Origin of the sequence: Streptomyces dryopteridis, assembly GCF_049606955.1 — a bacterium.
Lineage (GTDB): Bacteria > Actinomycetota > Actinomycetes > Streptomycetales > Streptomycetaceae > Streptomyces.
The window spans coordinates 416,164-441,229 of record NZ_CP187113.1; the positions used below are offsets into that span (position 1 = coordinate 416,164).

Below are 25,066 nucleotides of genomic sequence, written 5' to 3' on the forward strand. Positions count from 1 at the left end.
CCGGGAGGGACCCGGGGCCGTCTCCACACGATCGACGGGGGACACGTCATCATGAACGAGACCACGCGGGGCAGCCGGGGCGACCGTTTCGTCCGACTCGGGGCGCGGGGCGCGGCGGCGGGGCTGCTGGCGCTGGGGGTGCTGGCCGGGTTCGCGGGCACGGCGTCGGCGGAGCCGATCGACTACGTGCGGATCGAGCTGCTGGACCTGACCTGCCACCAGCAGAGCGAGGGCGACCACGACGAGGCGTACCTGAAGATCACCGACGCGAACGGCAACCAGGTCAAGGTGTGGCCGGGGTCCGCCAAGTACCAGACGATGGGCGTGAACTACGTGCGCTCGCTGGCCGACGGGAACGGCAACAACGCGCTGGTGCTCGGCAAGCAGCAGGCCCGGACGCTGACCCTGTGGGACTACGACTCGACCAGCTCGGACGACAAGCTGGGCTCGACCCTGGTGACGGGCAGCGAGTTCGGCGGGGAGACGCAGTACCGCTCGCTGGAGGGTTCGGGCGGGGTGTACACGATCGCGTACCGCGTGATCGACATCTGAGCCCGGACCGCGGCGCCCCGCCCCGCTCCGTCCGACGGGGTGGTGCGGGGCGTCGCGGCGGGGGGCGTCGCGGCGCGGGTGCGGCTCAGCCGAGCAGGGCGTAAACGGTGGAGGCGGTGGCCGCGGGTTCGGTCGCGCCGTCGGGGGTCATCACCACGTCGGCGAAGGCGATCCGCTTGCCCAGCTTGGTGACGGTCACCTCGATCCGCACGTCGACGCCGAGCACCGGGCGTTGGAAGCTGGTGGACTGCTGGACGGTGGTCATCGGCCCGTAGCCGCCGCGCGCCGCGGAGATGGCGAGGACGGTGGCGGTGTCGGCGGCGGCCATCAGGGCCTGGCCGGACAGGCCGCCGCCGTCCCGGGCCAGGCGGTCGGACCAGGGCAGCAGGACCCGCAGTCGGTCGGGGGCCACCTCGGTCACTTTCAGGTCCAGGTCCTGGACCCACGGGGCGAAGTTGGCGGCGAGGATCTGTTCGGCTTCGGCAGGGGTGAGCGTCACCCGGCCGATTCTGGCGGCCGGGCGGGCCGGGGACAACACCCCGGGGGCGCGTGATCGTCCCACGCGCCCCCGGGGGCCGGTTCAGGGCCGGACGCCTCAGCGCCGGTTCAGAGCCGGTTCAGAGCCGGGCGGCCAGCTCGGTGCCCTGCTTCACGGCGCGCTTGGCGTCGAGTTCGGCGGCCACGTCGGCGCCGCCGATGAGGTGGGCGCGGATCCCGGCGGCGGTGAGGGCCTCGTACAGCTCGCGGCGCGGCTCCTGCCCGGTGCACAGGACGACGTGGTCGACGGGCAGCACGCGGGATTCGCCGGCGACGGTGACGTGCAGGCCCTCGTCGTCGATCCGGTCGTAGCGGGCGCCGGCGACGGTGACCACGCCCCGGTGCTTGATCTCGGCGCGGTGGATCCAGCCGGTGGTGGTGCCCAGGCCCGCGCCGACCTTGGTCTCCTTGCGCTGGAGCAGGTGCACGCGGCGGGGCGGGGCGGGCCGGTCGGCGGGGGCGAGGCCGCCGCGCGCGGTGTAGCCGGTGTCCACGCCCCAGTGCCGGGCCCAGACCTCGGGGTCGCGGGCCGCGTCCTCGCCGCTGTCGGTGAGGAACTCGGCCACGTCGAAGCCGATGCCGCCGGCGCCGAGGATCGCGACGCTCTCGCCGACCGGCGCGCCGTCGCGGAGCACGTCGAGGTAGCCGAGGGTCTTGGGGTGGTCCACGCCGGGCAGGTCGGGGACGCGGGGGACGACGCCGGTGGCCACGACCACCTCGTCGTAGGCGGCGAGGTCGGCGGGCTCGGCGCGGGTGTTCAGGCGCACCTCGACGCCGAGGGTGTCGAGCCGGTTGGAGAAGTAGCGGATGGTCTCGGCGAACTCCTCCTTGCCGGGGATGCGGCGGGCCACGTCGAGCTGTCCGCCGAGGTGTCCGGCGGCCTCGAAGAGGGTGACGGCGTGCCCGCGTTCGGCGGCGGCGCTCGCGCAGGCCATGCCGGCGGGGCCGGCGCCCACGACGGCGACCCGCTTGGCGGTGCGGGTGGGGCCGAGGACGAGTTCGGTCTCGTGGCAGGCGCGCGGGTTGACCAGGCAGCTGGTGATCTTGCCGCTGAAGGTGTGGTCGAGGCACGCCTGGTTGCAGCCGATGCAGGTGTTGATGGTCTCGGGGGCTCCGGCGGCGGCCTTGGCCACGAACTCGGCGTCGGCGAGGAAGGGGCGGGCCAGGGAGACGAGGTCGGCGCGGCCGTCGGCGAGGACGGACTCGGCGACCTCGGGGGTGTTGATGCGGTTGGAGGTGACGAGGGGGATGGACACGGCGCCGCGCAGCTTCTTCGTGACCCAGGTCCAGGCGGCGCGGGGCACGGAGGTGGCGATGGTGGGGATGCGGGCCTCGTGCCAGCCGATGCCGGTGTTGATGATGGTGGCGCCGGCGGCCTCGATCTCCTTGGCGAGGGCCACGACCTCCTCGGGGCTGGACCCGCCGGGCACGAGGTCGATCATGGAGAGCCGGTAGATCAGCACGAACTCGGGGCCGACGGCCTCGCGGACCCGGCGCACGATCTCCAGCGGGAAACGGGTCCGGTTCTCGTACGAGCCGCCCCAGCGGTCGGTGCGCCGGTTGGTGGCGGCGGCGATGAACTCGTTGATCAGGTAGCCCTCGGAGCCCATGATCTCGACGCCGTCGTACCCGGCGGAGCGGGCCAGGCGGGCGGCGCGCACGAAGGACCCGATGGTCTCCTCGACCTCCGCGTCGGTCAGCTCGTGCGGGGTGAAGGGGCTGATCGGGGCCTTGATCGCGGAGGGGGCGACGAGGTCCTCGTGGTAGGCGTAGCGGCCGAAGTGCAGCAGCTGGAGGGCGATCAGGCCGCCCTCGGCGTGCACGGCGTCGGTGACGACGCGGTGCTCGGCGGACTCCTCCTCGGTGGTGATCCGGGCGCCGCCGGGAAAGGGCCGGCCTCGGTCGTCGGGGGACACGCCGCCGGTCACGATGAGCCCGACCCCGCCGCGCGCGCGTTCGGCGTAGAAGGCGGCGAGCCGCTCGAAGCCGCCGGCGTGCTCTTCGAGGCCGGTGTGCATGGAGCCCATGATCACGCGGTTGGGGAGGGTGACGTGGCCCAGGTCCAACGGGCGCAGCAGGTGCGGATAGCGGGTGCCGTCGGCGGCGGTGGACCGGATCGGGGCAGTCATGGGGGCGCCTCCTCGCGCGGGGGTGGTGCCTCGTTTGTACCGAGCGCCATCGCCTTTTGCAACTAGGTGCACAACCGTGTCGGGGGCCCGGCAACCACTCCCACCAGCCCTTACACGGGACCAAAGCCCTCCGCATCCAGGGCCTGTGGCGGAGTTCACGGGTCAAGGGATGGCAAAACATGAAGGAATGTCCGATTTCAGCGCCGCGCGCCGCCCCCGCTCCCCGCACGCCCGCCGCGGGGCCCTGACCCTGGCGACCGTGTGCACGGCCCTCCTCCTGACCGCGTGCGGCGGCGGCGCGACGGCCCCCGCCGCCAAGGCGACCACTCCCCCGTCCACGACCCCGGCCGCGACCCCGTCCGCCCCCGAACCGGACCCCACCCGCGCGGCGGCCCCGGCGGCGGCCCTCCTGCCGGGCGCGGCCCGCACGGTCCGCCCGACCCTCGCCCCGAAGAACGGCGAGACGGTCGGCGTCGGCCAGCCCATCGCGCTGGTCTTCGAGAACACGAAGGTCCCGCAGGAACTGCGGGCCGGCATCGAGGGCCGCCTGAAGGTCACCACGTCCGCGGGGGTGATCGGCGCGTGGCACTGGGCGGAGGCCAAGGGCAACACCCACCTGCACTACCGCCCCAAGGAGTACTGGCCCACGGGCACGAAGGTGACGGTGGAGGCGAAGCTGGCGGGCGTCCGCCTGAACACCTCGACGGCCGCCCTGGGCGACCGCACCCTCACGTTCACGGTGGGCCCCTCGATGGTCAACAAGGTCGACCTGGCCAAGCACACCCTGACGGCGATCCGCGACGGCAAGGTGCTGCGCGAGATCCCGGTCAGCGGCGGCGAGGACCGGTTCAAGACCCGCGAGGGCATCAAGACCATCCTGGAGAAAGAGGGCACGGTCCTGATGGACTCCCTCACCATCGGCATCCCCCGCACCAGCCCGGACGGCTTCTTCGGCCGCTACGAGTGGAGCATGCGCGAGACCATCAGCGGCGAATACGTCCACGCGGCCCCGGACAACGCCGAATCCTTCGGCAAGGCCAACGTCAGCCACGGCTGCATCGGCATGTCGGTCGCGGACGCCAAGTGGCTCTACGAACAGAGCACGAAGGGCGACGTCATCGAGGTCACGGGCACCACGGGCAAACCCATGGACCCCTTCGGCAACGGCTACGGCGACTGGAACCTGACCTGGACCGAATGGCTGGCAGGCAGCACCCTGGGCGCCTCCCGCGACTGAGCGCGCCCTCATGCTCACACGACGGCCATAGCATTCATCTGCGCTACCACGCCCTCACACACCCAAACCGCCAGCTCTCAATTGAGCAAACCACTCCTCGAATCCACACCAAAGCGGTCCCATCAGGCCGAAACCTGATGGGACCCGTCCGCTGCCTCACCGCCCGGATGGATCCCGCGCGGTGAGGCAGCAACCACTAGACCGATCTATTAGCCATGCGGCCTCATCTGGCGAAATGTTTCGCGCATGGCCGGACTCAAATGATCGACGATCTCATGCCCTGGGCTACCGGGAAATGGAAGCCGCCACAGAAATGAAGTCACGATTACCTTGTTCGCCTCCTTATCTTCACGCCGAAACCAGTCGTCCAGGAAACCAAGGAAGCCTCTCCAGTCCAAGGCGCCAGGGTCATCCGAAATGAACGATTCAATCACCTCGGGGACGAGATCCCAGAACAGTGCATGCGCGAAAATCTGACCGTCATGGTTGTACAGGTGAGCCTGATACAAGTCATCCAGCAACGGAAACTCGGAGACCAATTCACGCACCAGCCGCACGTCGCCCGTCAAGAGCAGGAATCCAAGCCCGCATAGGTACGGAAGTCGCTATAATTTCCGGCATGCGCATCGTCGATAGCCGCCACCAAGCTCGTCAAAATTTGCCGATCCCTGTCATTCAATTCAATCACCTGATTCTTCACACCCTTACCCATGTTCATTTTAGCCCCTCCCAGAATCTTTACGAGCCCACCCCGGATTTGCCTGGTGCTGGCGACGTGGTCCGCGCCATTGACCTTCTCTCCACCCAAGGCCTCATGATTCGCCGCGGCGAAGGAAGTTCCGTCACCGATAGCGTCAGGCGCGCCCCATCCGTGGAACAGTCCATCAATCCTGTTCTGAAGAAGTGGGTTATCCGCCACGATAATGCTCTTACCGGCATTATGCACCAGTACAGCAGCATCACCAGCGATCACATAGTACGTGTGGGTGTCGCCGACAGTCAGATTGTGAACCGTCGCATTTCGAACAGTCCAGCGCTCTACCGAACCGACCTGGACGTGAGTACCCGCGCTCGTCCTCAGCCAGTTTCCGGACCGAAGATCCTTGGCCTCGACCCACTTCGAAAGCTCAGGAACCCAAAAAGGATGTGCGCTCGTACTGGTGATTGCCTGATCGTGTGCCCCGCCGCCGGCATTTCCATCAAGGGTGATTCGCACCAAATCCTTGACGCCTTGGCCCTTTATCTCGGCCGTAACCGTCGCGACCCGGGTTTCCCCCGTCGCCTCATTCGTGGCGAGGACCTGATCACCTACCTCCACTTCCTCAATCGGCACGGCAGTACCATCAGCCATCAGAACCAAAGTTCCAGGCACGAAGCTGTTAACGCGACAGCCGGCTACCGTTTCGCCACTCTTCCCGGCGCCGCTGGAACCGCTCGATCCACCGTTGCTTCTAGAGGACGCCCCCGAGGTTCCACCTGTAGCTTTAGCCCCACCGGATGACTTCCCTCCGGCACTCCCCTTCGAGAGATTTACCTTAGAACCACCACTCTTTCCCTTGGTCTCCCTCTGGGACGACGCCTTCGAGTTCGAGGTGGCCTGGGACTTCTTCTGGACGGGGTTGCCCGTCTTCTTCTTCAGGTCGACGGCCTTTGCTGCCGTCGCTTTCTTCTCAGCCTCGGCGGCTTTTTTCTTTGCCTCTTGAGCTGCCTTCTTTTTGGCTTCCTCGAGCTGCTTCTTCTTCTTTTCGAGAGCAAGCTTCTCGGCCTGTTTGGCCGTCTTGAGGATTTGTTCGGCCTTGGCCTTCGCCGTCTTCCAGGCACTGATCGCGGCCATGGTGCGTTTGACGACGCCCCAGATCTTGCCCGCGATCTTGATCGCCTTGAACACCCCGACGTTGTCGAGGATCAGCCCGCCGCAGGCCCACATGTCGCCGCCGGCGCAGGCCATCATGTCGTTCCAGCCGATGAACTCCTTGAACACCGCCCAGGCGACCGACATGATCACGTCGCTGAGGGAGCGGTTCGCGTCGACCTGGGCTTGGGCGACCTGCGCCGCCGTCAGGCCCATGCCCGCCAACGCCGCGCCCAGTTCCGAGGCCGTCAACGCGACCGAGAGGCCCGTGGGGTCGGCGAGGGTGACCGGGTTGTTGTGGGCGTAGGCGTAGCCGTTGGACTGCATCGGGTCGAGCAGGTCCAGGACCGGGTCCGCGGAGAGGAAGCGGCCGACCTCCGGGTCGTACAGGCGGGCGCCGAGCTGGGTGAAGCCCGAGGCCTTGCCGTTCTCAGCGCCGAGGAAGCCGGCCTTGGTCTGCGTCTGGGCGCCGACCGTGCCCGCGGTGCGCTCGTTGCCGAAGGGATCCTGCTTGCGGATCCGCACGCGCATGTTGTCGTTGAGTTCGACTTCCGCGTACTGGCTGCCCTGGTGGTCGCCCACCATCGCGACGAGGATCGACCCGCCGTCGCCCGACGCGTAGCGCATGACCGCGCCGCCCGGGGCCGGGTAGGTGCGTCGGCTGTCCACCAGGACGCCACCGCGTTGGACCGTGACCTCGGACTCGCCCAGGCTCAGCGTCGCCTGATTGCCCGTGATGGACAGCAGCTTCTGACCGGACGGCCCGTAGATGTAGCGGGTGTCGCGCTGCGGCTCCCACTTCTGGGTGGGTGCGGTGGTCGAGCACGCGGCCAGGACGGCCCGGGTGCTGTTCGCCGTGCCCGCGTCCTTCGTGGCCAGGCACATCTTGGACGTCGGGTGCGAGATCCGCCCGTCCGCGTGGCGCTGGAGCTGCTGCGCCGCCGAGCCGTTGCACTTCTGGATCTGGAACATCGAGCCGGCGGTGTTGCCGGTCGGGACGGCACACCAGGTGCCGTGCATGTTCAGCGTGCCCAGGTTCGCGTCCGGCTGCCCCGGGACCGGGGTGAAGGACCAGTCCTGGGCGGGGGTGCCGTTGCAGGTGTAGAGCTGCAGCAGCCCTCCGGCCGCCATCCCGCCGGCCACCAGGTCCAGGCACTTGCCCGCCGCGCCCACGTACGGGGTGCGGCCCTTGCTGCCCTCGCCGATGATGCGTTCGACCTGACCGTCCCAGGTCCAGGTCAGTTCCTGCTTGTCGCCGTTGTCCAGCGAGGTGATCGACTTGGTCTCGCCGGTCTTCTCGTAGAGACGCTCGGCCTCGGCCTTGATCTGCGTGCCCGTCGGGGTGACGAACTGCTTCGTGACCTTGGTGAGGTGGCGCGGCGCCGAGCCCTTGCCGTCGCCGTAGGTGTAGTCGGTGGTGGTGTCCTTCTTGGTGTCACCGCCGAGGTCCTTCTCGACCTTCTGGAGGCGGTTGCCGAGGAGGTCGTAGGAGTACTCGTGCCAGTAGCCCGAGGCATCCTTGCCCGCGGCGACCGTGGAGCTCTGCGGGCCGCCAGAGCAGGCGCCCTGGTCCTTGGCGGTCCATGCCTGACGGAGCTGGCCCAGCGGGTCGTACGCGAAGCACTGCCGCTCCTCGATGCCCGTCGCGTGCTCACGGATCGAGGTGACGTTGCCGGCGTCGTCGTAACCATAGGAGCGCTTCGAGACCAGGTTGCCCGAGACGACGGAGCCGTCGCCGGTCTGCTCTCGGTAGACCTGCTGGTCCTTCAGCTCACCGCTGGCCTCGTCGTAGCTCGCCTGGGTCCACACCCGGTAGGGGCGGGCGCCCAGGGTCGAGCGGAGGATCTGGCCGTGCGGGGAGTAGACCGTCTCGGCGCCGTACCAGTCCTTGCCCGAGATGGAGAGCGGCATGCCCTCCTCGTCGTAACGGACGTGCAGCGTCTCGGCGTCCAGCTTGCCGATGGCGGGGAGGTCGGTCTGCTCGACCTCACCGTCCTCGCCGTAGACCGACGAGTAGCTGTACGAGGACTTCAGGCCCCACTGGTCGGCCAGGCCCTTGGGGAGGGTCAGCGTCGTGGCGGTGGGCTGGTAGTCGTCCGTGTAGCCGTTGACGGACTGGGTGTACGCCTCACCGTCGGTGTAGCGGGTGGCGGTGGCCGGCAGGCCCTTGCCGCCCTTGACGGTGTCGTAGGTGAACTGGCCGAGCAGCTTGCCGGTCGGGCCGTCGAGACGGGACTCCTTCGGGCGGGACAGCTCGTCGTAGCCGGTCCACGTGGTGATACCGCGGGAGTTGCTCGTCGTCAGCGGACGGTCGAGGTGGTCGTACGTGAAGCGGGTGGTGCCGGCCTCCGGGTCGGAGGAGAAGGTCATCCGGCCGCGCTGGTCGTACTGCCAGCTCCAGCCGACTCCCGGCGCCGCCGAGTTCTCGGCCAGGATCATCTGGCCGTCCTTGTCGTACTGGTACCGCATGGACGTGAACGACTTGCGGTCGGCGTCCGTGTAGGTGTCGACCCGCTGGCTGCGGCCTTGGGCATCGGTGTAGATCTTGTAGGCGACGCCGCCCTCGGGGTTGATGAGGGTGGAGTGGTCGGCGCCGTACTCGTAGCGCACCGCGCGCTTGGGGTGGTCGACGCCGTTGAGTACCGGCATCTCCTCCAGGACGCGGCCCATCCCGTCGTGCGTGTAGCGCGTCGAGTTGGGGATGACCGAGTCCGCGAGGGGCGTGAACAGCTCGCCCTGCGGGGTGCCCTCGGCGAGGTAGGCGTCGTTGGTGCGCCAGACGTCACCGGAGCTGTTGTAGAAGGTGTCCGTGATCAGTCGACCGCCGCCCGAGGCCACGGTCTGCACCTGGCGTTCGCGGCCGAGGCCGTCGTACAGGGTGACGGACTTCTCGATCCGCTTGCCCTTGCCGCGCATCTCGGTCGAGACGTGCGGGGGCTTGCCCACCGGGGTGACGTACGTGGCCTTGAAGTCGGGCGTCTTGCCGGTACCCGGCTCGCGGCCGGGGGCCCAGCCCTCGATCACGCGGCCCAGCGGATCGAAGACCGCCCGGCTGACGTGGCCGTTGGGGTCGGTGGTCCGGTGCGCCGTGGCGCGGCCCGGGTCGATCTCCTGGATCTGCTGGTGGCCGAGTGTGTTGCGCTCGATCGTCTTGAACGCCTGGCCCGTGGCGGGCTCGAACGTCGTGGTCGAGGCGCGGCCGTCCGGGTCGGTGTTCTTGACCACGCGACCGATGGCGTCGAACGCGGTGGTGCCGTTCGACTGGTAGCCCGAGCCGTCTCCCTTGAGGCTCCAGCTCTCCGTGGCCAGGGCGCGGCCCGTCGCGGCGAGGGTCGTGCCGAAGGCCGTGCCGTCGTAGGCCACGCGGGTCGCGGAGCTGAGGGAGCGGAGGTCGCCGAAGTTCGCCGCCGCGCACGTGGTGGGGCTGATGAAGGTCTGCTTGGTCAGGCCGATGATATTGCGGCCCGTGTGGTGCAGGTACTCCAGCTTCGTGCAGGACTCGTCACCGGTCTTGCCGGTGTCGCCGAGCGATTCGACCTGCGTGGGCAGGCCGTGCACGGTGTCGTACGTCGTCTTGGTTTCGAGGACGCGTTCGGTGCGCTTGTCGTCGCCCGTGCCGGAGGATTTGGTGTACGCGATGTTGCGCGGTTCCGTGATCCGCCATGCCTTGAGGTCCGTGAGGCCGTCGTCGCGGACCCGCTTGGCGAGTTCCTGGGCCGCCGGGTACGTGACCGAGCGGGTGTTCCAGTCGGTGTCGGCCTTGTCGGCCGAGGTGTAGGTCAGCTCTTCCGCCACGCGGCCCGCGAAGGGTTCGCGGTCCTTGGCGATCTCGTTGCCGGCGATGTCCTTGACGGACACGTCGTCGCCGAGGCCCTGGAAGTAGCGGGTGACCGCCTTGGTCTTCTTCGCGCCGATCTCCGGGCTGTCGGAGCCGGTGATGACCGCGGTGCTCGCGAAGCCGGCGAAGTGCGAGTAGGTGCGCTTCGACTTCTTCGTGAACTCCTGCTGCGCCAGGCGCCAGGCCGCGTCGCGGTACTGGTACTCGGTGCGGTTGGCGTACGCGCCGTCGACGTTGGGGAGTTCCTCGATCGACTCGACCACGTACTTGTGGAACCAGTCGATCTCCTCGGCCTCCGGGTCCGGGTGCCAGTAGACCGGGTAGCACAGGCGGTTGTTCGCCTTCAGTGCCGCCGTGTCCTTCTTGCCGGGCAGGCCCTCACCGGTCGCGCATTGGCCTTGGGCCGCGCGGTAGTTGACGACGGTCTCGCCGCCGTACTCGTTGATGACGCGGCCGATGCGCAGGCGCGAGAAGCCCGGGGTGGGGTCGTTCGCCCCGCGCTGGACGCGGTTGGGCATGTCGTGCAGGTTGTGCTCGAACCGGATCGGGTTGAGCGTCGCCTTGTCGTCGGCGGTGCCCTTGGGGCCGTAGCCGGTGCGGTTGATCGACTCCAGCCACAGCGCCGTGTTCGGGCCCGTCTTCAGGACCGGGAAGCTGTGCTCCAGGGTGTACTCGTCGACCTTGTGGCGGACGGGCAGGCCCTGGACGCGCTGGATGGAGGTGGTGACCTTCGCCAGGCGCTTGCGGGTGAAGAACGCGGGACCCGCGTTCCAGCACTTCTCCTTGCCGCCCTTGCACTGGAGGTCGGCCGGGGTGTCGTACCAGATGCGGTACTTGCCGGGGTCCTTCGAGGTGAAGTTGGCCTCGGTGCAGTCGACGCCGTCCTCGGCGAAGCAGCGCTCGGCGACGGTGAAGTCGACGCGGGCCGGGGCCTGGACGGTGAAGAGGTTGTCCTTGCGCTGGCCGTACTCGATGTGGGTGAGCCAGCCGCCGCGGTCGTAGGAGACCGGGGCCTTGAAGTTGAAGTTCCGCGCGTAGTTGTTGGTCTCCTTCTGCCACCACAGGCTCATGGCGTTGCCGTGGATGTCCTCGACGTAGTCGAGGTTCCAGCGCCAGCCCTGGGTGCAGAAGGAACCGGCCCAGTTGCCCGCCTTGTAGCAGGGCTCACCGGGGTGGTTGCCGTAGACCGGGACGGTCAGCACCGAGTTGGTGGTCGGCTTGCCGCTGGTCCAGCCGGGCAGCTTGTGCCGGCCGAAGTGGTAGCGGGTGCCGTCCTTGGTGGTGACGACCCAGTACTCGCCGTCCGCGTCGCCGTTGCCGAGGGAGGTGTCCTTCAGCAGTTCGATCCGGGAGCCGTCGCCGTTGGCGGTGGTCCAGGTCTTCTTGGCGGCGTCGTAGACGAGCTCGACGGTGGCGCCGCCGAGGGTCATCGTGGCGTTCTCGGAGCCGAAGCAGAGGTCCGCGGTCTTGTGGGTCTTGTTGTTGGACCCGGGCTTCTGGGAGTCCTCGCGGCAGCTCGCGTACGTGCGCGTGATGGAGCCGGCGTTGTAGTCCCAGCCGTCGCCGACCCAGGATGCCTGGTTGTTGGCGGCGGAGGTGCGGCCGTCGGCGGTCTGCGAGGAGTAGTTGAGGCCGACCTTCGGGATCAGACCGCCGGAGGTCTCCGGGATCTGGAGCTGGTAGCCGTAGGTGAAGGCGCCGGAGGAGGCGCCGGCGGACCAGGATCCGGAGGAGGAGAGCGGGGTCGCGGTGAAGTCGCCGGTGGCCGAGGCGCCGGTGTCCAGGACACCGAGAGTGGTCGGTCCGGCGCGCGGGGCGGCGGGCGCCTCGCGCTGCGGCTTCACGAAGGAGACCGGACGGGCGGACGCCGCCTTCGCCGCGGCCTCCTCGGCGGCGCGGGCCGCGTCCTCGGCAGCGGTCTTCGCGTCCTTGTCGCCCTTGGCTTCGCTCTCGCCGGGCTTCGTCTCCTCGGCCTTGGCGGCGTCGTCCTTCTTCTCGACCGGCGGGGCCGGCGGGGTCCAGGCGGCGACGGCCTCGGGGCCGATCAGGGTGGCGACGGAGACGGTGCCCTTGACCACGCGCCGGTTGGGCGCGTTCTTCGCCACGGGCGAGCGGGTGGGCGCGGCCGCCACGGGGACGACCTCGGTGCGCGAGGTCAGCCGCTCGGCGGCGGTGCCGGCGCCCTGGGCGCGGCCGTCGGTGTCGACGGAGTACTCGGCGCCGGAGGCGCAGTCGCCGCTGTCGGGCGAGGTGAGCACGCACTCGGGGAGGGTGGTGAGGCCGAAGCGGTCCGCGGCCTGCGGTCCGTAGAGGTCGTTGAAGGCCGTGGTGTCCACGGTCAGCGCGACCTTGGCCTCGGGGTCGGCCGTGGCGGGCGGGGTGATCTGCATGATCATGCCCGCGAGTTCGGCCTTCTGGGAGGCGTCGTAGCCCGCCAGGTCGACCTTCCACTTGCCCGCGAGGGGTGCCGGGTCGGCGCCCTCGGGGACGCCGATGGCGATCGGGAGGTCGGCGACGGGCACGGTGTCCCCGGGCTTGGCCCCGCCGAGGTCGACGGTGCCGGTGCCCTGCTTCCACGGCGTGACGGCGGTCGGCTCGTAGGGGACGACGGGGACCTCGTCGGCCGTGGTCAGGTCCTTCTCGGCCTGCTTGTCCTGGCCGAGCGGCTTGCGGTCCGGGAGGTCCGGGAGGTCGACCTGCCGGCTGAGACCGTCGCCGGGCACGGCGTACGCCGATCCGCCGAGGGCTCCGACCGTGAGGGCCATGGACAACAACACGACGAGTCCGGAGCGGCGGTGCCGCTGCCGTCGTCTCGAGGACTCGGTCATGGGCGGGCCTCCTTGGCCCGCCCATGACCGAGGAAATGAAGCACGCATCTGCGTCGACTCCCACCCAAGGTGCTCAGTGATGAAGAGAGGTGAAGAACGCGGGCACCGGTCGTGAACAGCGCGACCGGCGCGCGCGAGGGAACTGTGCGACGGGTGGGACGGATGAGACAACTGGGGTTAAAAATGACCTAAGTCCCGATCGGAGTGATCTGCATCACCCCGCACCTGCTGTCAAGATCACATAAGGCGAACATGTGAGAAGAAACGGGCAAAATTGCACATACGCTCCTTTCTCGGCAAACGGCGGCCAGAATGTCGACTTGGCGTTTCGTCACCTGAAACCGGGTCAGGACTGTAAATTTTTGGCAACGATTCGCTTTTTGGATCACCAAGTTCCCGCGTGTGATCGTGTGCGCGCCCTGCACCCCGCTGTCGACCGGACGGGGTCGTGTGTGCTGCCCCAATCGCTCAGGTCACCCCGGGAGTAGGCCGACATGCCCCCACCGCCCATCCTCAGAACCCTCGTTCGCACGCGTGCGAACCTCATCGCCCTCGCCGCCGTCGTCGCGGCCTCGCTCGTCGCGGGCCTGCTGGCCTGGTGGCCGGCGGCCGGGAAGACGACCGTCACCGCCGAGTCCGCCGCCGACGCCACCCCCGCGCACACCGGCCCCCACACCGAGGACTCCGCCCTCGTCGAGGCCGAACGCACGGGCAAGGACGTGGCCGTGGAGACGGCCACCGACGCCACCACCCTCACCTGGGCCCAGCCCGACGGGAAGTTGCGCTCCACCATCTCCGCCGCCCCCGTCCGCGCGCGGACCGCGCAGGGCACCTGGGCGCCGGTGGACAACACCCTGCGGCAGGACGCCAAGACCGGCGGCCCGCTGAGCGTGCGACCCGTCAACGTGCCGGTCCCGGTGCGCTTCTCCGCCGGTTCCGACGCGAAGGACACCGCCGAGTCCGTGCTCGCCGAGGTGGACGTGGACGGGCACACCCTCACGTACACCTGGCCCGGCGCCCTGCCGAAGCCCGTGCTAGACGGCGCCCGCGCCCTCTACCCCGAGGTGCTGCCGGGCGTCGACCTCATGCTGGTCGCGCGCGACGAGGGCGGGTTCGCCCAACTCCTCGTCGTCAAGGACCGCGAGGCCGCGAAGAACGAGGCCCTGACGGAGCTCTCGTACGGGCTGCGCTCGAAGACCGCCAAGTTCTCGCACAAGGCCGACGAGCAGCGCGTCGCCGTGCTCGACGCGAAGTCGGGGCAGGAGATCGCCTCCCTGCCGACCCCCTTCGCCTGGGACTCGGCGGGCAAGGACCCCGAGGACAAGAACGCGAAGATCCGCACCGCGACGAAGACCTCCGCCGACGTGCTCCGCCTGTCCGGACTCACCGGCATCGAACCCGGCGCCCGCCAGGCCCCGATGGGCATCGAGCTGAGCGCGGACGGCGAGAGCGACACCCGGATCCGCCTCGACGTGGCCGGCAGCGAACTGCTCACCGACCCCGCCACCACCTTCCCCGTGTTCGTCGACCCGACGCTGACCAGCGGCTGGCAGGCCTGGACGGTGGCGTACCGGCCGTACCCGAACACGAGCTTCTTCAACGGCACCAACTTCAACACCGGCACCTCCGAAGCCCGGGTGGGCTACGAGAGCGAGACCCGGGGCACCGCTCGCTCCTTCTGGCGCATGGGCGTGTCCACGAACATCAAGGGCGCCAAGATCAGCTCGGCCACCTTCCGGGTGCTCAACACGCACTCCTGGTCCTGTGACAAGCGCACCTTCGAGCTGTACGGCACGGGCGCCATCTCCTCCGGCACCACGTGGAACAAGCAGCCGGCCTGGGAGACCTCCCTCGGCTCCAAGGAATTCGCGCACGGCCGCCCCGGGACCTGTCCCGACGCCTGGGTCCCGTGGGACGTGAAGAAGGTCGTGCAGAGCGCCGCCGACAAGGGCGCGGGCAACATCACCCTCGGCATGCGCACCACCGTCGCCAAGGAGAACGCCCGTGACGCCTACACCTGGCGCAAGTTCAAGGCGACCTCGGCCGAGCTGACCATCGTCTACAACCGTCCCCCGAACATGCCGGTGAACCGCGCCATGGCCCCGGGCGGCACCTGCAAGCCCGAGCCCCAGGGCCTGACCGTGGCCAAGGGCCGGCTCGTGGTCTCGGCCACCGCGACCGACCCCGACAACAACCTCAAGGGCCTGCGCTTCCGGTTCTGGAAGGTCGGCGCCCCCATCACGGGCGGCACCCTCGTCACCAACCTCAGCTCGGGCAAGGCCACCTTCCCGATCGAGTCGACCAGTCTCGCCGACAAGACCACCTACGCCTGGGACGTGCGCTCCGAGGACGCCGACGGGGCCTCCTCGCACTACAGCGAGGCGTGCATCTTCACCGTGGACAACTCCACCCCGGACACCCCCATCGTGACGAGCCCCGTCTGGAAGCCCGCCACCCCGGACGGTGCGACCTGGTCCACCGTGCGCTTCGGCGGCACCGGGCCGATCACCTTCCACAGCCCCGGCGCGGCCAAGTTCACGTACGCCTTCGGCGGCGTGTTCCCGATGGAGATCAAGGCCACCAACGGCTCGGCCACCGTGCCCGGACTCAAGCCCCCGCACGCCGGCCCGCAGACCCTGCAGGTGCACGCGTACAGCGCCGTCGGCAACCGCAGCAAGCCGGCCGACCACCACTTCTACGTGCCCCCGCGGGAGGCCGCCGACGGCCCCGGCGACATCACGGGCGACGGCATCTCCGACATCCTGATGATCGACGAGAAGGGCGACCTGCGCAGCTTCCCGGGTGACCGGGAGGGCGAGCTCAACGACTCGCTGGCCGCGTCCTACGACAACGCCGGCAACCAGAACCCCAAGGGCCACTGGTTCGACCCGGCCACCGGCAAGGTCGCGCTGATCTCGCACCACTCCGACACCTACCCCGGCGACGGCCAGACCGACCTGTTCTCGCGCGCCCCCGACGGCCGCTTCTGGGTGTACCCGGGTGACGGCTACGGCAGCTTCAACGTGGACAAGCGCCAAGAGGTCCGCGTCCCCTCCCAGGTCCCGAAGCCGTCCGAGTGGACTCAGATCCTCGCCACCGGCGACATCGACGGCGACAAACGCCCGGACCTGTTCCTGCGCACCGGCAAGTCCCTGTGGATGCTGCACGGCTACACCGGCGGCGCGTTCAAGTCGGCCACGCTGATGGAGAACACGGTGTGGAGCTCGGACCTGCGCGAACTGGTCTCCATCGCCGACATCGACCTCGACGGCACCCCCGACCTGCTGTGGCGCAGCCCCGGCAGCGGCAAGCTGTACCTGCGGCACGGCAAGCCGGGCAAGGTCGCGGGCAGCGCGGACATCAAGTCTCTGTCTCTGGCCGGCGAGTCCCGGGAGGGGTTCGACGCGCAGTACGGCACCAACTGGACGGCCGCCAACATCACCGGTCTGATCAGCGTGCCGGACCTGAACGGCGACCGGATCCCGGACCTGTGGATACGCAGCGGCCCCAACAAGGACATCCGCGTGTACCACCCGTCGAAGACGGACACCGGCGGGGCCAGGCGCACGGTCCTCACCGGTGACTGGTCGAAGGTGAAGGCGTTCGGCTAGCGCCGACCGGTCGACGCACGGGGCCCCGTGCCGCATCCCGCGAGGGGTGGGGCACGGGGCCCTTCGGCGTCTCCACCCCTGCGAGGGCGTACTCCTGGCGCCGGCCCGCGGCGGGCACCGCGCACGGAGTCCGCGGGGGGGGGTGCCGCGGGCGGCCGGGGCCGGCCGTTCCGACCCACCGGGCCGCACCGGGTCCGCGGGCCGGGGCACAGGGGGCACGAGCCGCCTCGGCGGCCCAGGGGACGATCGGGAGCGCGCCGGGCGAACCTCGAGCGCCCAGGCGGCAAGGCCGACCGCCCTGTCCCTGCCCCGTCCGCGACGGCCGGGGGTGGCGGGCTCGGCGCAGGGGCTCATGCCCGACGGTGGCGGCGCTCACAGGCAGGGGGCCCTGAGCAGGCGACACCGCGACGCGCGCCCCGCCCCGACCCACCGCCCCGTCCCCCGTCCCCTCCCCCGGGCACGCCGGAACGCCCGGCCGGCTGGGGGCCGGGCGGGCGTTCGGGGTGGGGTGGGTGGGGCGGGTGGGGCCGGTGGGCCCGGTGGGTCAGGCGCGGTGGAGGCGGACGGTGACGATCTGGAAGGGGCGCAGGGTCAGTTCGACCTCGCCCGTCGCCGTGCGCGCGCCGACGGCGGTGCCGGTCAGCGGGCGTTCCAGGATGTCGGACTCCACGGCCTCGGTGATCTCGAAGCCGGGGGTCAGCAGGCCCGTGGCCCGGCCGCCGCGGGACTCGTACAGGCGGACGACGACGTCGCCGCTGCGGTCCTCGGCGAGCTTGACGGCCTCGACGACGATGGCGTCGTCGTCGACGGTGACCAGCGGGGCCACCGGGTTGGCGCCGCGCACGACGCGTTCCGGCAGGTTGACGAAGTGGCCCTCGCGGACCGCGTCGCCGACCGTGGCGCCCGGGGCCAGCGAGTAGCGCAGGGTGTGGGTGCCCTGGTCGGTCTCGGGGTCGGGGTAGCGGGGGGCGCGCAGCAGGGAGAGGCGGATCGTCGTGGTCTGGCCGCCGTCGGCCCGCATGTCGCGGGTGACGTCGTGGCCGTAGGTGGAGTCGTTGACGACGGCGACGCCCCAGCCGGGCTCTTCGGCGTGGATCCAGCGGTGGGCGCAGATCTCGAACTTGGCCGCTTCCCACGAGGTGTTGGTGTGGGTGGCGCGGAAGACGTGTCCGAACTGGGTCTCGGAGGCGGAGCGTTCGGCCTTGACGTCGAGGGGGAAGGACGCCTTGAGGAACTTCTCGGTCTCCTGCCAGTCGACGTCGGTGACGATGTCGACGGTGCGGGCGCCGGCCGCGAGGGTGAGGGTCTGGGTGACGGTGGAGCCGTCGCCGAAGCCTCGGACCACGCGGACCTCGGCGGCCTCCTCGTCGGCACGCACCAGGTCCAGGCTGTCGAGGTCGACGAGGTCGGTGACCTTGTTGCGGTAGAACTCGTCGATGTCCCAGGCGTCCCACATGTTGGGGAAGTCGGGGTGGATCTGGAGCAGGTTGGCGGCCTGGCCGGGGGCCACGGACTCGCGGCCGGCGATCAGGTCGCGGGCCGAGACGATCAGGCCGCGGGCGTCGATCTCCACACGGATGAGCTCGTTGTCCAGGACGTGGCCGCCGTCGGCGCGCGGGGTGACCGTGACCGGGGCGGGCGCCGGGGCGACGGGGGCGGCGCCGCCGGCGGGGATGCCGCGGCGGGCATGCGGGGCGCAGTTGAAGACGAGGTCGGTGTCGCCGGCGCCGGCGAGCGCGGTCTGGGCGGCGACGGTGATCGCCTCCAGTTCGGCGCGCAGGGCGGCGTAGGTCTCGCGGGCCTCGCGGTGCACCCAGGCGATGGAGGAGCCGGGGAGGATGTCGTGGAACTGGTGGAGGAGGACGACCTTCCAGATCCGCTCGATGTCCTCGTAGGGGTAGCCGAAGCCGGGCACGCGGGTGGCGGCGGTGGCGGCCCACAGTTCGGCCTCGCGGAGCAGGGACTCGCTGTGGCGGTTGCCCTGCTTGGTCTTGGCCTGGGAGGTGTAGGTGCCCCGGTGCAGTTCGAGGTAGAGCTCGCCGGCCCAGACGGGGGCGTCGGTGTACTCGGCGTGGGCCTTCTCGAAGAAGGCGTCGGGGCGCTCGATCTCGACGCGGGGGGAGCCTTCGAGGTCGCGCTGGCGCTTGGCGCGGGCGAGCTGCTCGCGGGTGGGGCCGCCACCGCCGTCGCCCCAGCCGAAGGGGGCCAGGGAGCGGCTGCCGCGGCCCTTCTCCTGGTAGTTGCGGGCGGCGTGGGCCATCTGGGCGCCGCCGAGGTCGGAGTTGTAGGTGTCGACGGGCGGGAAGTGGGTGAAGACGCGGGTGCCGTCGATGCCCTCCCACCAGAAGGTGTGGTGCGGGAACTTGTTCACCTGCGACCAGGAGATCTTCTGGGTGAGGAACCACTTGTTGCCGGCGAGCTTGACGATCTGCGGCATGGCGGCGGTGTAGCCGAAGGAGTCGGGCAGCCAGACCTCGTTGGTCTCGATGCCGAACTCTTCCATGAAGAACTTCTTGCCGTACAGGAACTGGCGGGCCATGGCCTCGCCGCCGACCATGTTGGTGTCGGATTCGACCCACATGCCGCCGACGGGCACGAACTGGCCGTCGGCGATCTTCTTCTTGACGCGTTCGAAGAGTTCGGGGCGGTGTTCCTTGACCCAGGCGAGCTGCTGGGCCTGGGACATGGCGAAGATGAACTCGGGGTTCTCGTCCATGAGGTTGACCATGTTGGACGAGGTGCGGGAGACCTTGCGGACGGTCTCGCGCAGCGGCCACAGCCAGGCGGAGTCGATGTGGGCGTGGCCGACGGCGCTGATGCGGTGCGCGGAGGCGTTGGCGGGGGCGGCGAGGACCTCGGCGAGTTCGGCGCGGGCGGCGGCCGCGGAGCCGGCGACGTCGGTGAGGTCGACGGCGTCGAGGGCCTTGTCGATGGCGCGCAGGATGTCGTAGCGGCGCGCGTCGGTCTCGGCGAGCTCGATCATCATGTCGTAGAGGACTTCGAGGTCCTGGACGAGTTCCCAGACCTCGGTCTCGAAGACGGCGAGGTCCATGCGGGCGAGCCGGTAGAGGGGTTCGTCGCCGCAGGTCTGCTTGTCGCCCTCGTAGGTGACGGAGTGGTCGACGAGGATCGGGTTGGAGGCGCCCTCGATGTACCACTCGATGGTCTCGCCGCCCTCGACGGGGTCGCCGACGCGGACCCAGTCGTTGTAGGGGTTGAGTGCCTTGATCTCGGTGCCGTCGGCGCGGTGGACGAGGCCCTCGCACTGGAAGCCGGGCATCATGCGGTCGAAGCCGAGGTCGAGGACGGCCTCGACGGTGCGGCCGGCCCAGTCGGCGGGGACGGTGCCGGTGACCTTGAACCAGGTGGTGCCCCAGGCGGGGCCCCACTTCTCGCCGATCGCGCAGGGCTCGTACGTCGCGGCCAGTCCCTCGGTGACGGGGACGGGTTCGCCGGGGGCTTCCCAGCGGGCGAGGGTGAGGGGGACGGAGCGCCCGTGGACGGCGGGCTTGATGCGCTCCTTGAGGACGCGGCGGAGACGGTGTTCGGTGATGCTGCGGTCGTCATGCATGACGGCTGCTCCAGGAGAGGGGTCGTGCGGGTGTGGGGTGCGCGGATCGGGTCCGGACGGGAGGTCCGGGGGGGGCCGCCGCCCGGGAGGCGGGCGGCGGCCGGAACGGGGGCTCAGGTCTTGATGGCGCCTTCGCCGACGCCCTTGAAGAAGAAGCGTTGGAGGGCGAAGAAGAGCAGCATCATCGGGATGAGCGCGGCCATGGCGCCGGCGGCGATGAGCCGCTGGTCGTTGACGGTGGTGGCGCCGGCGAGGGTCTTCAGGCCGAGTTGGAGGGTGTAGTTGTCGCTGTCGGTGAGGACCAGGAGGGGCCAGAGGAAGTCGTCCCAGGCGCCCATGAAGCTGGTGATGCAGACGACGGCGAGGGCGCCCTTGGCGGCGGGGAGGAAGACCCGGGTGAAGCGGGTCCATTCGTTGGCGCCGTCGAGGACGGCGGCCTCCTCGACCTCCTTGGGGACGGACAGGAACGCGGCCCGCATGATCATGATGTTGAGGACGGAGACGGCGCCGGGGAGCCAGACGCCGATCAGGGTGTCCACCAGGCCCATTTCGCGGACCGTGAGGAACATCGAGATCATCACGGACTCGAAGGGGAACATCAGGGTCGCCACCAGGACGGTGAAGACGACCTTGCGGCCCTTCCACGCGGCCCGGGAGAGGGCGTAGCCGCCCATCGCCGCGAACAGCATGTTCGAGGTGATGGCCAGGGCCGCGACGATGAGGGTGTTGCCGACGTAGTCCAAGAGGGGGAAGGACTCGGCGACGCGGAAGAAGTTGTCGAGGGTGGGCTGCGAGGGGAGGAAGCCCTCGTAGACGTTCTCGTGCCGGCCCCGGATCGAGGTGAGGAACTGCCAGACGATGGGGCCGAGCATGACGACGAGCATCAGGCACAGGACCGCGTAGCGGCCGATCCGGCCGATGAGTCGGCGGCGTTTGTCCGCTCCGGCGGCGTTGCCGGTCGCGTTGCCGAGGGAGCCCAGGGTGGTCAACTCTCGTCTCCCTTCGAAAGACGGCGGCCCAGGAGGCTGAAGATCAGCGTCAGGAGGAACAGCAGCATCGAGATGGCGGCCGCGTAGCCGGTCTCACCGGTGAAGCCGAGGCCCACCTGGCGGATGAGGAACGGCAGGGTGCGGGCTCCGCCGCCGGGGCCGCCGCTCTCGCCGCCGAGGATGTAGATCTCGGTGAACACGCGGAGGGCGGAGATGGCGGAGAGGGTGCCCACCAGCAGCATCATCGGCTTCACCTGGGGGACGGTGATGCTGAAGAAGCGGCGGACGGGGCCGGCCCCGTCGAGGGCCGCGGCCTCGTAGAGGGAGGTCGAGACGTTCCCGAGGGCGGCGAGGTAGAAGACCATGTAGTAGCCGAGGCCCTTCCAGATGGTCACGATCATCGCCGAGACGAGCAGCATGGTGCTGTCGGTGAGGAACGGGATCGGCTCGCTGATGATGCTGAGCTTCTGGAAGACGGTGTTGACCAGGCCGTCGGAGCGGAGCACCCACTGCCAGATCAGGCCGACGACGACGGCCGAGGCGATGACGGGGGTGTAGAACGCGGAGCGGAAGAACCCGATGCCGGGGATCTTCGTCTGGACCAGCACCGCGAGGGCCAGCGGCAGGAAGACCAGCGCGGGCACCACGACGAGGAGGTAGAGGACGCTGTTGCCGGTGGCGACCCAGAAGTCGGCGTCACCCAGGGCCCGGGCGTAGTTGTCGAAGCCGACGAACCCGCCGCCGCGGAGGATCTGGGCGTCCGTGAAGGACAGGATGACGGTGTTGATGAACGGCCAGAGGCTGAACAGCGTCACCATCACGAGGCCGGGGAGCAGGAAGAGGTAGGGGGTCCACCACTTGCGGTGGCGCAGTCCCGTGTCCGCTTCCATGGCCGCCTTGGCCTGCTTGCGTCGCTTCTTCTCCCGGCGGTCGCCCGCCGGGCCGGCCGCGTCGGCGCGGCCGGTCGCCGGCGCGGGGCCGGCGGTGGGGGCGGAGCCCCGCGCGGCCGACGAGTCGGCGGTCGCGCGGAGTTCCGATCCTGCGGTGGTGGTCATGAGGTCTCCGGATTCCCTGGGGCGGCAACCGTCACTTCTTGGCGGCGGTGGCCAGCACCTTGTTGGCGGCCTCCTGGGCGTTCTTCACCGCGGTCTTGGCGTCGATCTCGCCGGTGATGGCGCGCTGCATCTCCTTGATGACCACGTCGCCGACCTGGTTGGACCACTCGACGGGGGTGTTCGCGTCGAGGGCGGCGGTCTTCAGCTGCTCGGCGCCGACGGCGCGGGCCAGGGTCTCGGCGTCCGTGCCGTCACCGCGGTCGGAGAAGAAGGGGTCGGCCAGGCCCTTGGCGTTGGACGGGTAGATGGTGGCGTTCTTCGCGAACTCGACCTGGTTGGGGCCGTTGGTGACCCACTGGGCGAAGGCGTTCGCGGCGTCGAGGTGCTTGGTGTTCTTCTTGATGCCGAGGGACTGCGAGTAGATGCCGATGTGGCCGAGCTCGCCGGTGACGGCGCCCGCGACCTGGGTCTTCTTGTAGATCTCGGGGGAGTTCTGCTTGACGTCCTTGACGAAGCCCGGGGAGCCCGGGCCGAAGACGATCTTGCCGCCGCCGTACTGCTGGGCCAGGTCGTCGGTCTTGAGCAGGGACTCCTTCGGCATGGCGCCCATGTCGTAGAGCTTCTTCATCCGCTCGACCCAGGCGACGGCCTTCTCGCCCTCGAAGGTGAACGCGTCCTTCTTGTCGTTCAGGATGGGGATGCCCATCTTCTGCCAGTCCCCGGGCAGCCGGCCCTTGGGGTCGGCCATGAACGCGGAGAACTTGCCCTCGGACTTGGTCGCGATCTGCTCGGCGTAGTCGAAGAACTGCTCCACGCTGGTCGGCGGCTTCTTCGGGTCGAGGCCGACCTTCTCGAAGAGCTCGGTGTTGTACGTCAGGATCTCGGGGGTGACGTACCAGGGGTAGGAGTAGACGCCCTCCTTGCCGGGGAGCTTGAACTGCTCCCAGGCGCCCGGGACGTAGTCCTTGCCGGTGCCCTTGTCGATCTTGGAGACGTCGTACAGCATGCCCCGGTCGCCGAGGAGCTGGAAGGAGTCGGTGGAGAGGTTGATGACGTCGGGCAGGGCGCCGGCCTGCGCGTCGGCCGTCAGCTTCTCGTTGTAGCCGTCGCCGGGGACGTCCTCCCACTTGACCTTGACGTCCGGGTGCTCCTTCTCGAAGGCGTCGATGACTCCCTGCACGTAGTTCGTGAACGTGGGCTTGAGTTGGAGGGTGCGGAAGGTGATCTCACCCGCGATCTTGCCGTCGCTCTTCGCCTCGTCCACCTCCCCCGCGCCGCCGCTCACGCCACATGCCGAGAGGACGAACATCGATCCGGCCGCCAGGGTGGCGATCGCAATCCGGGTCACGTTCGAACGAGTCATCGTTGCCGCCTTTGGAGAGTTCCGGCCTCACTGCCGGAGAGCGGTGCCCACGCTGGCCCGAAATCAAAGGCCCGTCAACGTGCCCAAAGTCCCACCGGCACTGGGTACATACGTCCCGAATCCGGACGGCAGGGCTCGGAGTGGCCCCAAAGTCATCCGTCAACACCCGCTCTGACCTGCACTGATGCGCTTTAGTCACAACCTCTTTGAAGCAGATGTCATTTTGATAACGAACCTGTTTGCGTGTCAGAGGTTGACGGGCGCACGGGCGAAGAGGAAAACTGTCACTAATGCGCTTTACCGCGCACACCGCGAAACCGCTTTACCCCTCCTGCCAACCCCACCCACACGGATCGTCCGGCACGTACCGCCGGTGAAAGAGGGATTGACAGCCGTGGCTGAGATCACGTTCAAGCAGACGAGCCTGACCTACCCGGGCGCCGAACGACCCACCGTGAAGGCCCTGGACCTGGAGATCGCCGACGGCGAGTTCCTCGTGCTCGTCGGCCCTTCGGGCTGTGGCAAGTCCACCACCCTGCGCATGCTCGCCGGCCTGGAGGAAGTCACCTCCGGCAGCATCCACATCGGCGGCCGCGACGTCACGCACCTGGCCCCCAAGGACCGGGACATCTCCATGGTGTTCCAGAACTACGCCCTGTACCCGCACATGTCGGTGGCGCAGAACATGGGCTTCGCGCTGAAGATCGCGAAGGTCGACAAGGAGACCATCCGCAAGAAGGTCGAGGAGGCCGCGAAGATCCTCGACCTCACGGAGTACCTGGACCGCAAGCCCAAGGCCCTCTCCGGCGGTCAGCGCCAGCGCGTGGCCATGGGCCGCGCGATCGTCCGCGAACCGCAGGCGTTCCTCATGGACGAGCCGCTGTCGAACCTCGACGCCAAGCTCCGCGTCCAGACCCGCGCCGAGATCGCCAACCTCCAGCGCCGCCTGGGCACCACCACCGTCTACGTCACCCACGACCAGGTCGAGGCCATGACCATGGGCGACCGGGTGGCCGTGCTCGCCGACGGCATCCTGCAGCAGTGCGACTCCCCGCGCACCATGTACGACCGCCCGGCGAACAAGTTCGTGGCCGGCTTCATCGGCTCCCCCGCCATGAACCTGCTGACCGTGCCGCTGCACGAGGACGGGATCCGCTTCGGCGGCACCACGCTGAAGATCAGCCGCGCCGCCCGCGAGGCCGCCGGCGGCGACACCGTCACCCTCGGCATCCGCCCCGAGCACCTGGACTTCCACGCCGCGCACAGCGACAAGGGCCTCCCGGTGACCTTCTACGCGGTGGAGGAGCTGGGCTCCGACGGCTACGCCTACGGCAACGTCCCGCTCTCCGAGGGCGACGAGCAGCCGCTGACCGTGCGCACCTTCGGGCGCGAGGACGGGCTGCGCGGCAAGACCATCCGCGTCATCCCGCGCCAGGACGAGCTGCACCTCTTCCACTCCGAGACCGGCGAGCGCCTCCCCGACTGATCCCCGCGACCGACCGCG

General features: G+C 69.4%; 12 protein-coding genes. 4 read left to right on the forward strand and 8 right to left on the reverse strand.

Translation table 11 applies throughout. The features are described from left to right. Positions 1–51 precede the first annotated feature (51 nt). Complete coding sequence (locus tag ACN20G_RS01670; protein ID WP_424210895.1) at positions 52–552, forward strand: hypothetical protein; 501 nt, start codon at positions 52–54, stop codon at positions 550–552. 85 nt (positions 553–637) lie between these two features. Here the strand turns inward: ACN20G_RS01670 and ACN20G_RS01675 are convergent, their stop codons facing one another. Both ACN20G_RS01675 and ACN20G_RS01680 read right to left on the reverse strand, forming a co-directional pair. Beyond that, on the reverse strand, positions 638–1,051 hold the full coding sequence (locus ACN20G_RS01675) for a PaaI family thioesterase (protein WP_424210896.1): 414 nt from the start codon (positions 1,049–1,051) through the stop codon (positions 638–640). 118 nt (positions 1,052–1,169) lie between these two features. Then, positions 1,170–3,218, reverse strand: a complete 2,049-nt coding sequence (locus tag ACN20G_RS01680) for an FAD-dependent oxidoreductase (protein WP_424210897.1) — start codon at positions 3,216–3,218, stop codon at positions 1,170–1,172. 187 nt (positions 3,219–3,405) lie between these two features. Here ACN20G_RS01680 and ACN20G_RS01685 point away from each other — a divergent pair, with 187 nt between their 5' ends. After that, the gene (locus ACN20G_RS01685; protein ID WP_424210898.1) at positions 3,406–4,455 is read left to right on the forward strand and encodes a L,D-transpeptidase; all 1,050 of its coding nucleotides are present in this window, start codon (positions 3,406–3,408) and stop codon (positions 4,453–4,455) included. Between the two features lie 209 nt (positions 4,456–4,664). Here ACN20G_RS01685 and ACN20G_RS01690 read toward each other — a convergent pair whose 3' ends face one another. Then, positions 4,665–5,024 (reverse strand): hypothetical protein, encoded by a 360-nt coding sequence (locus ACN20G_RS01690; protein WP_424210899.1) that lies wholly within the window; start codon positions 5,022–5,024, stop codon positions 4,665–4,667. Then, positions 5,021–12,973 carry a polymorphic toxin-type HINT domain-containing protein gene (locus ACN20G_RS01695; protein WP_424210900.1) on the reverse strand — a complete coding sequence of 2,651 codons (7,953 nt, stop codon included), beginning with the start codon at positions 12,971–12,973 and terminating at the stop codon, positions 5,021–5,023. Before ACN20G_RS01695 ends, ACN20G_RS01690 begins: the two co-directional genes overlap by 4 nt. Before the next feature lie 494 nt (positions 12,974–13,467). Between ACN20G_RS01695 and ACN20G_RS01700 the strand changes: the two genes are divergently transcribed. Further along, a complete protein-coding gene (locus tag ACN20G_RS01700) occupies positions 13,468–16,584 on the forward strand; it encodes an FG-GAP-like repeat-containing protein (protein WP_424210901.1) in 3,117 nt (1,038 codons plus the stop codon). 544 nt (positions 16,585–17,128) lie between these two features. Here the strand turns inward: ACN20G_RS01700 and ACN20G_RS01705 are convergent. The 4 genes from ACN20G_RS01705 to ACN20G_RS01720 form a co-directional block, all read right to left on the reverse strand. After that, on the reverse strand, positions 17,129–20,155 hold the full coding sequence (locus ACN20G_RS01705) for an alpha-mannosidase (protein ID WP_424210902.1): 3,027 nt from the start codon (positions 20,153–20,155) through the stop codon (positions 17,129–17,131). Between the two features lie 113 nt (positions 20,156–20,268). Beyond that, positions 20,269–21,144, reverse strand: a complete 876-nt coding sequence (locus tag ACN20G_RS01710; protein WP_424210903.1) for a carbohydrate ABC transporter permease — start codon at positions 21,142–21,144, stop codon at positions 20,269–20,271. Further along, a complete protein-coding gene (locus ACN20G_RS01715) occupies positions 21,141–22,199 on the reverse strand; it encodes a carbohydrate ABC transporter permease (RefSeq protein ID WP_424210904.1) in 1,059 nt (352 codons plus the stop codon). The genes ACN20G_RS01710 and ACN20G_RS01715 overlap by 4 nt, the downstream gene beginning before the upstream one ends. Positions 22,200–22,230: 31 nt before the next feature. Beyond that, entirely contained in the window at positions 22,231–23,562 is a 1,332-nt protein-coding gene (locus ACN20G_RS01720; protein WP_424210905.1) for an ABC transporter substrate-binding protein, read from the reverse strand. A 394-nt stretch (positions 23,563–23,956) separates the two neighbouring features. Between ACN20G_RS01720 and ACN20G_RS01725 the strand changes: the two genes are divergently transcribed. After that, a complete protein-coding gene (locus tag ACN20G_RS01725; protein ID WP_424210906.1) occupies positions 23,957–25,048 on the forward strand; it encodes an ABC transporter ATP-binding protein in 1,092 nt (363 codons plus the stop codon). Positions 25,049–25,066 lie beyond the last annotated feature (18 nt).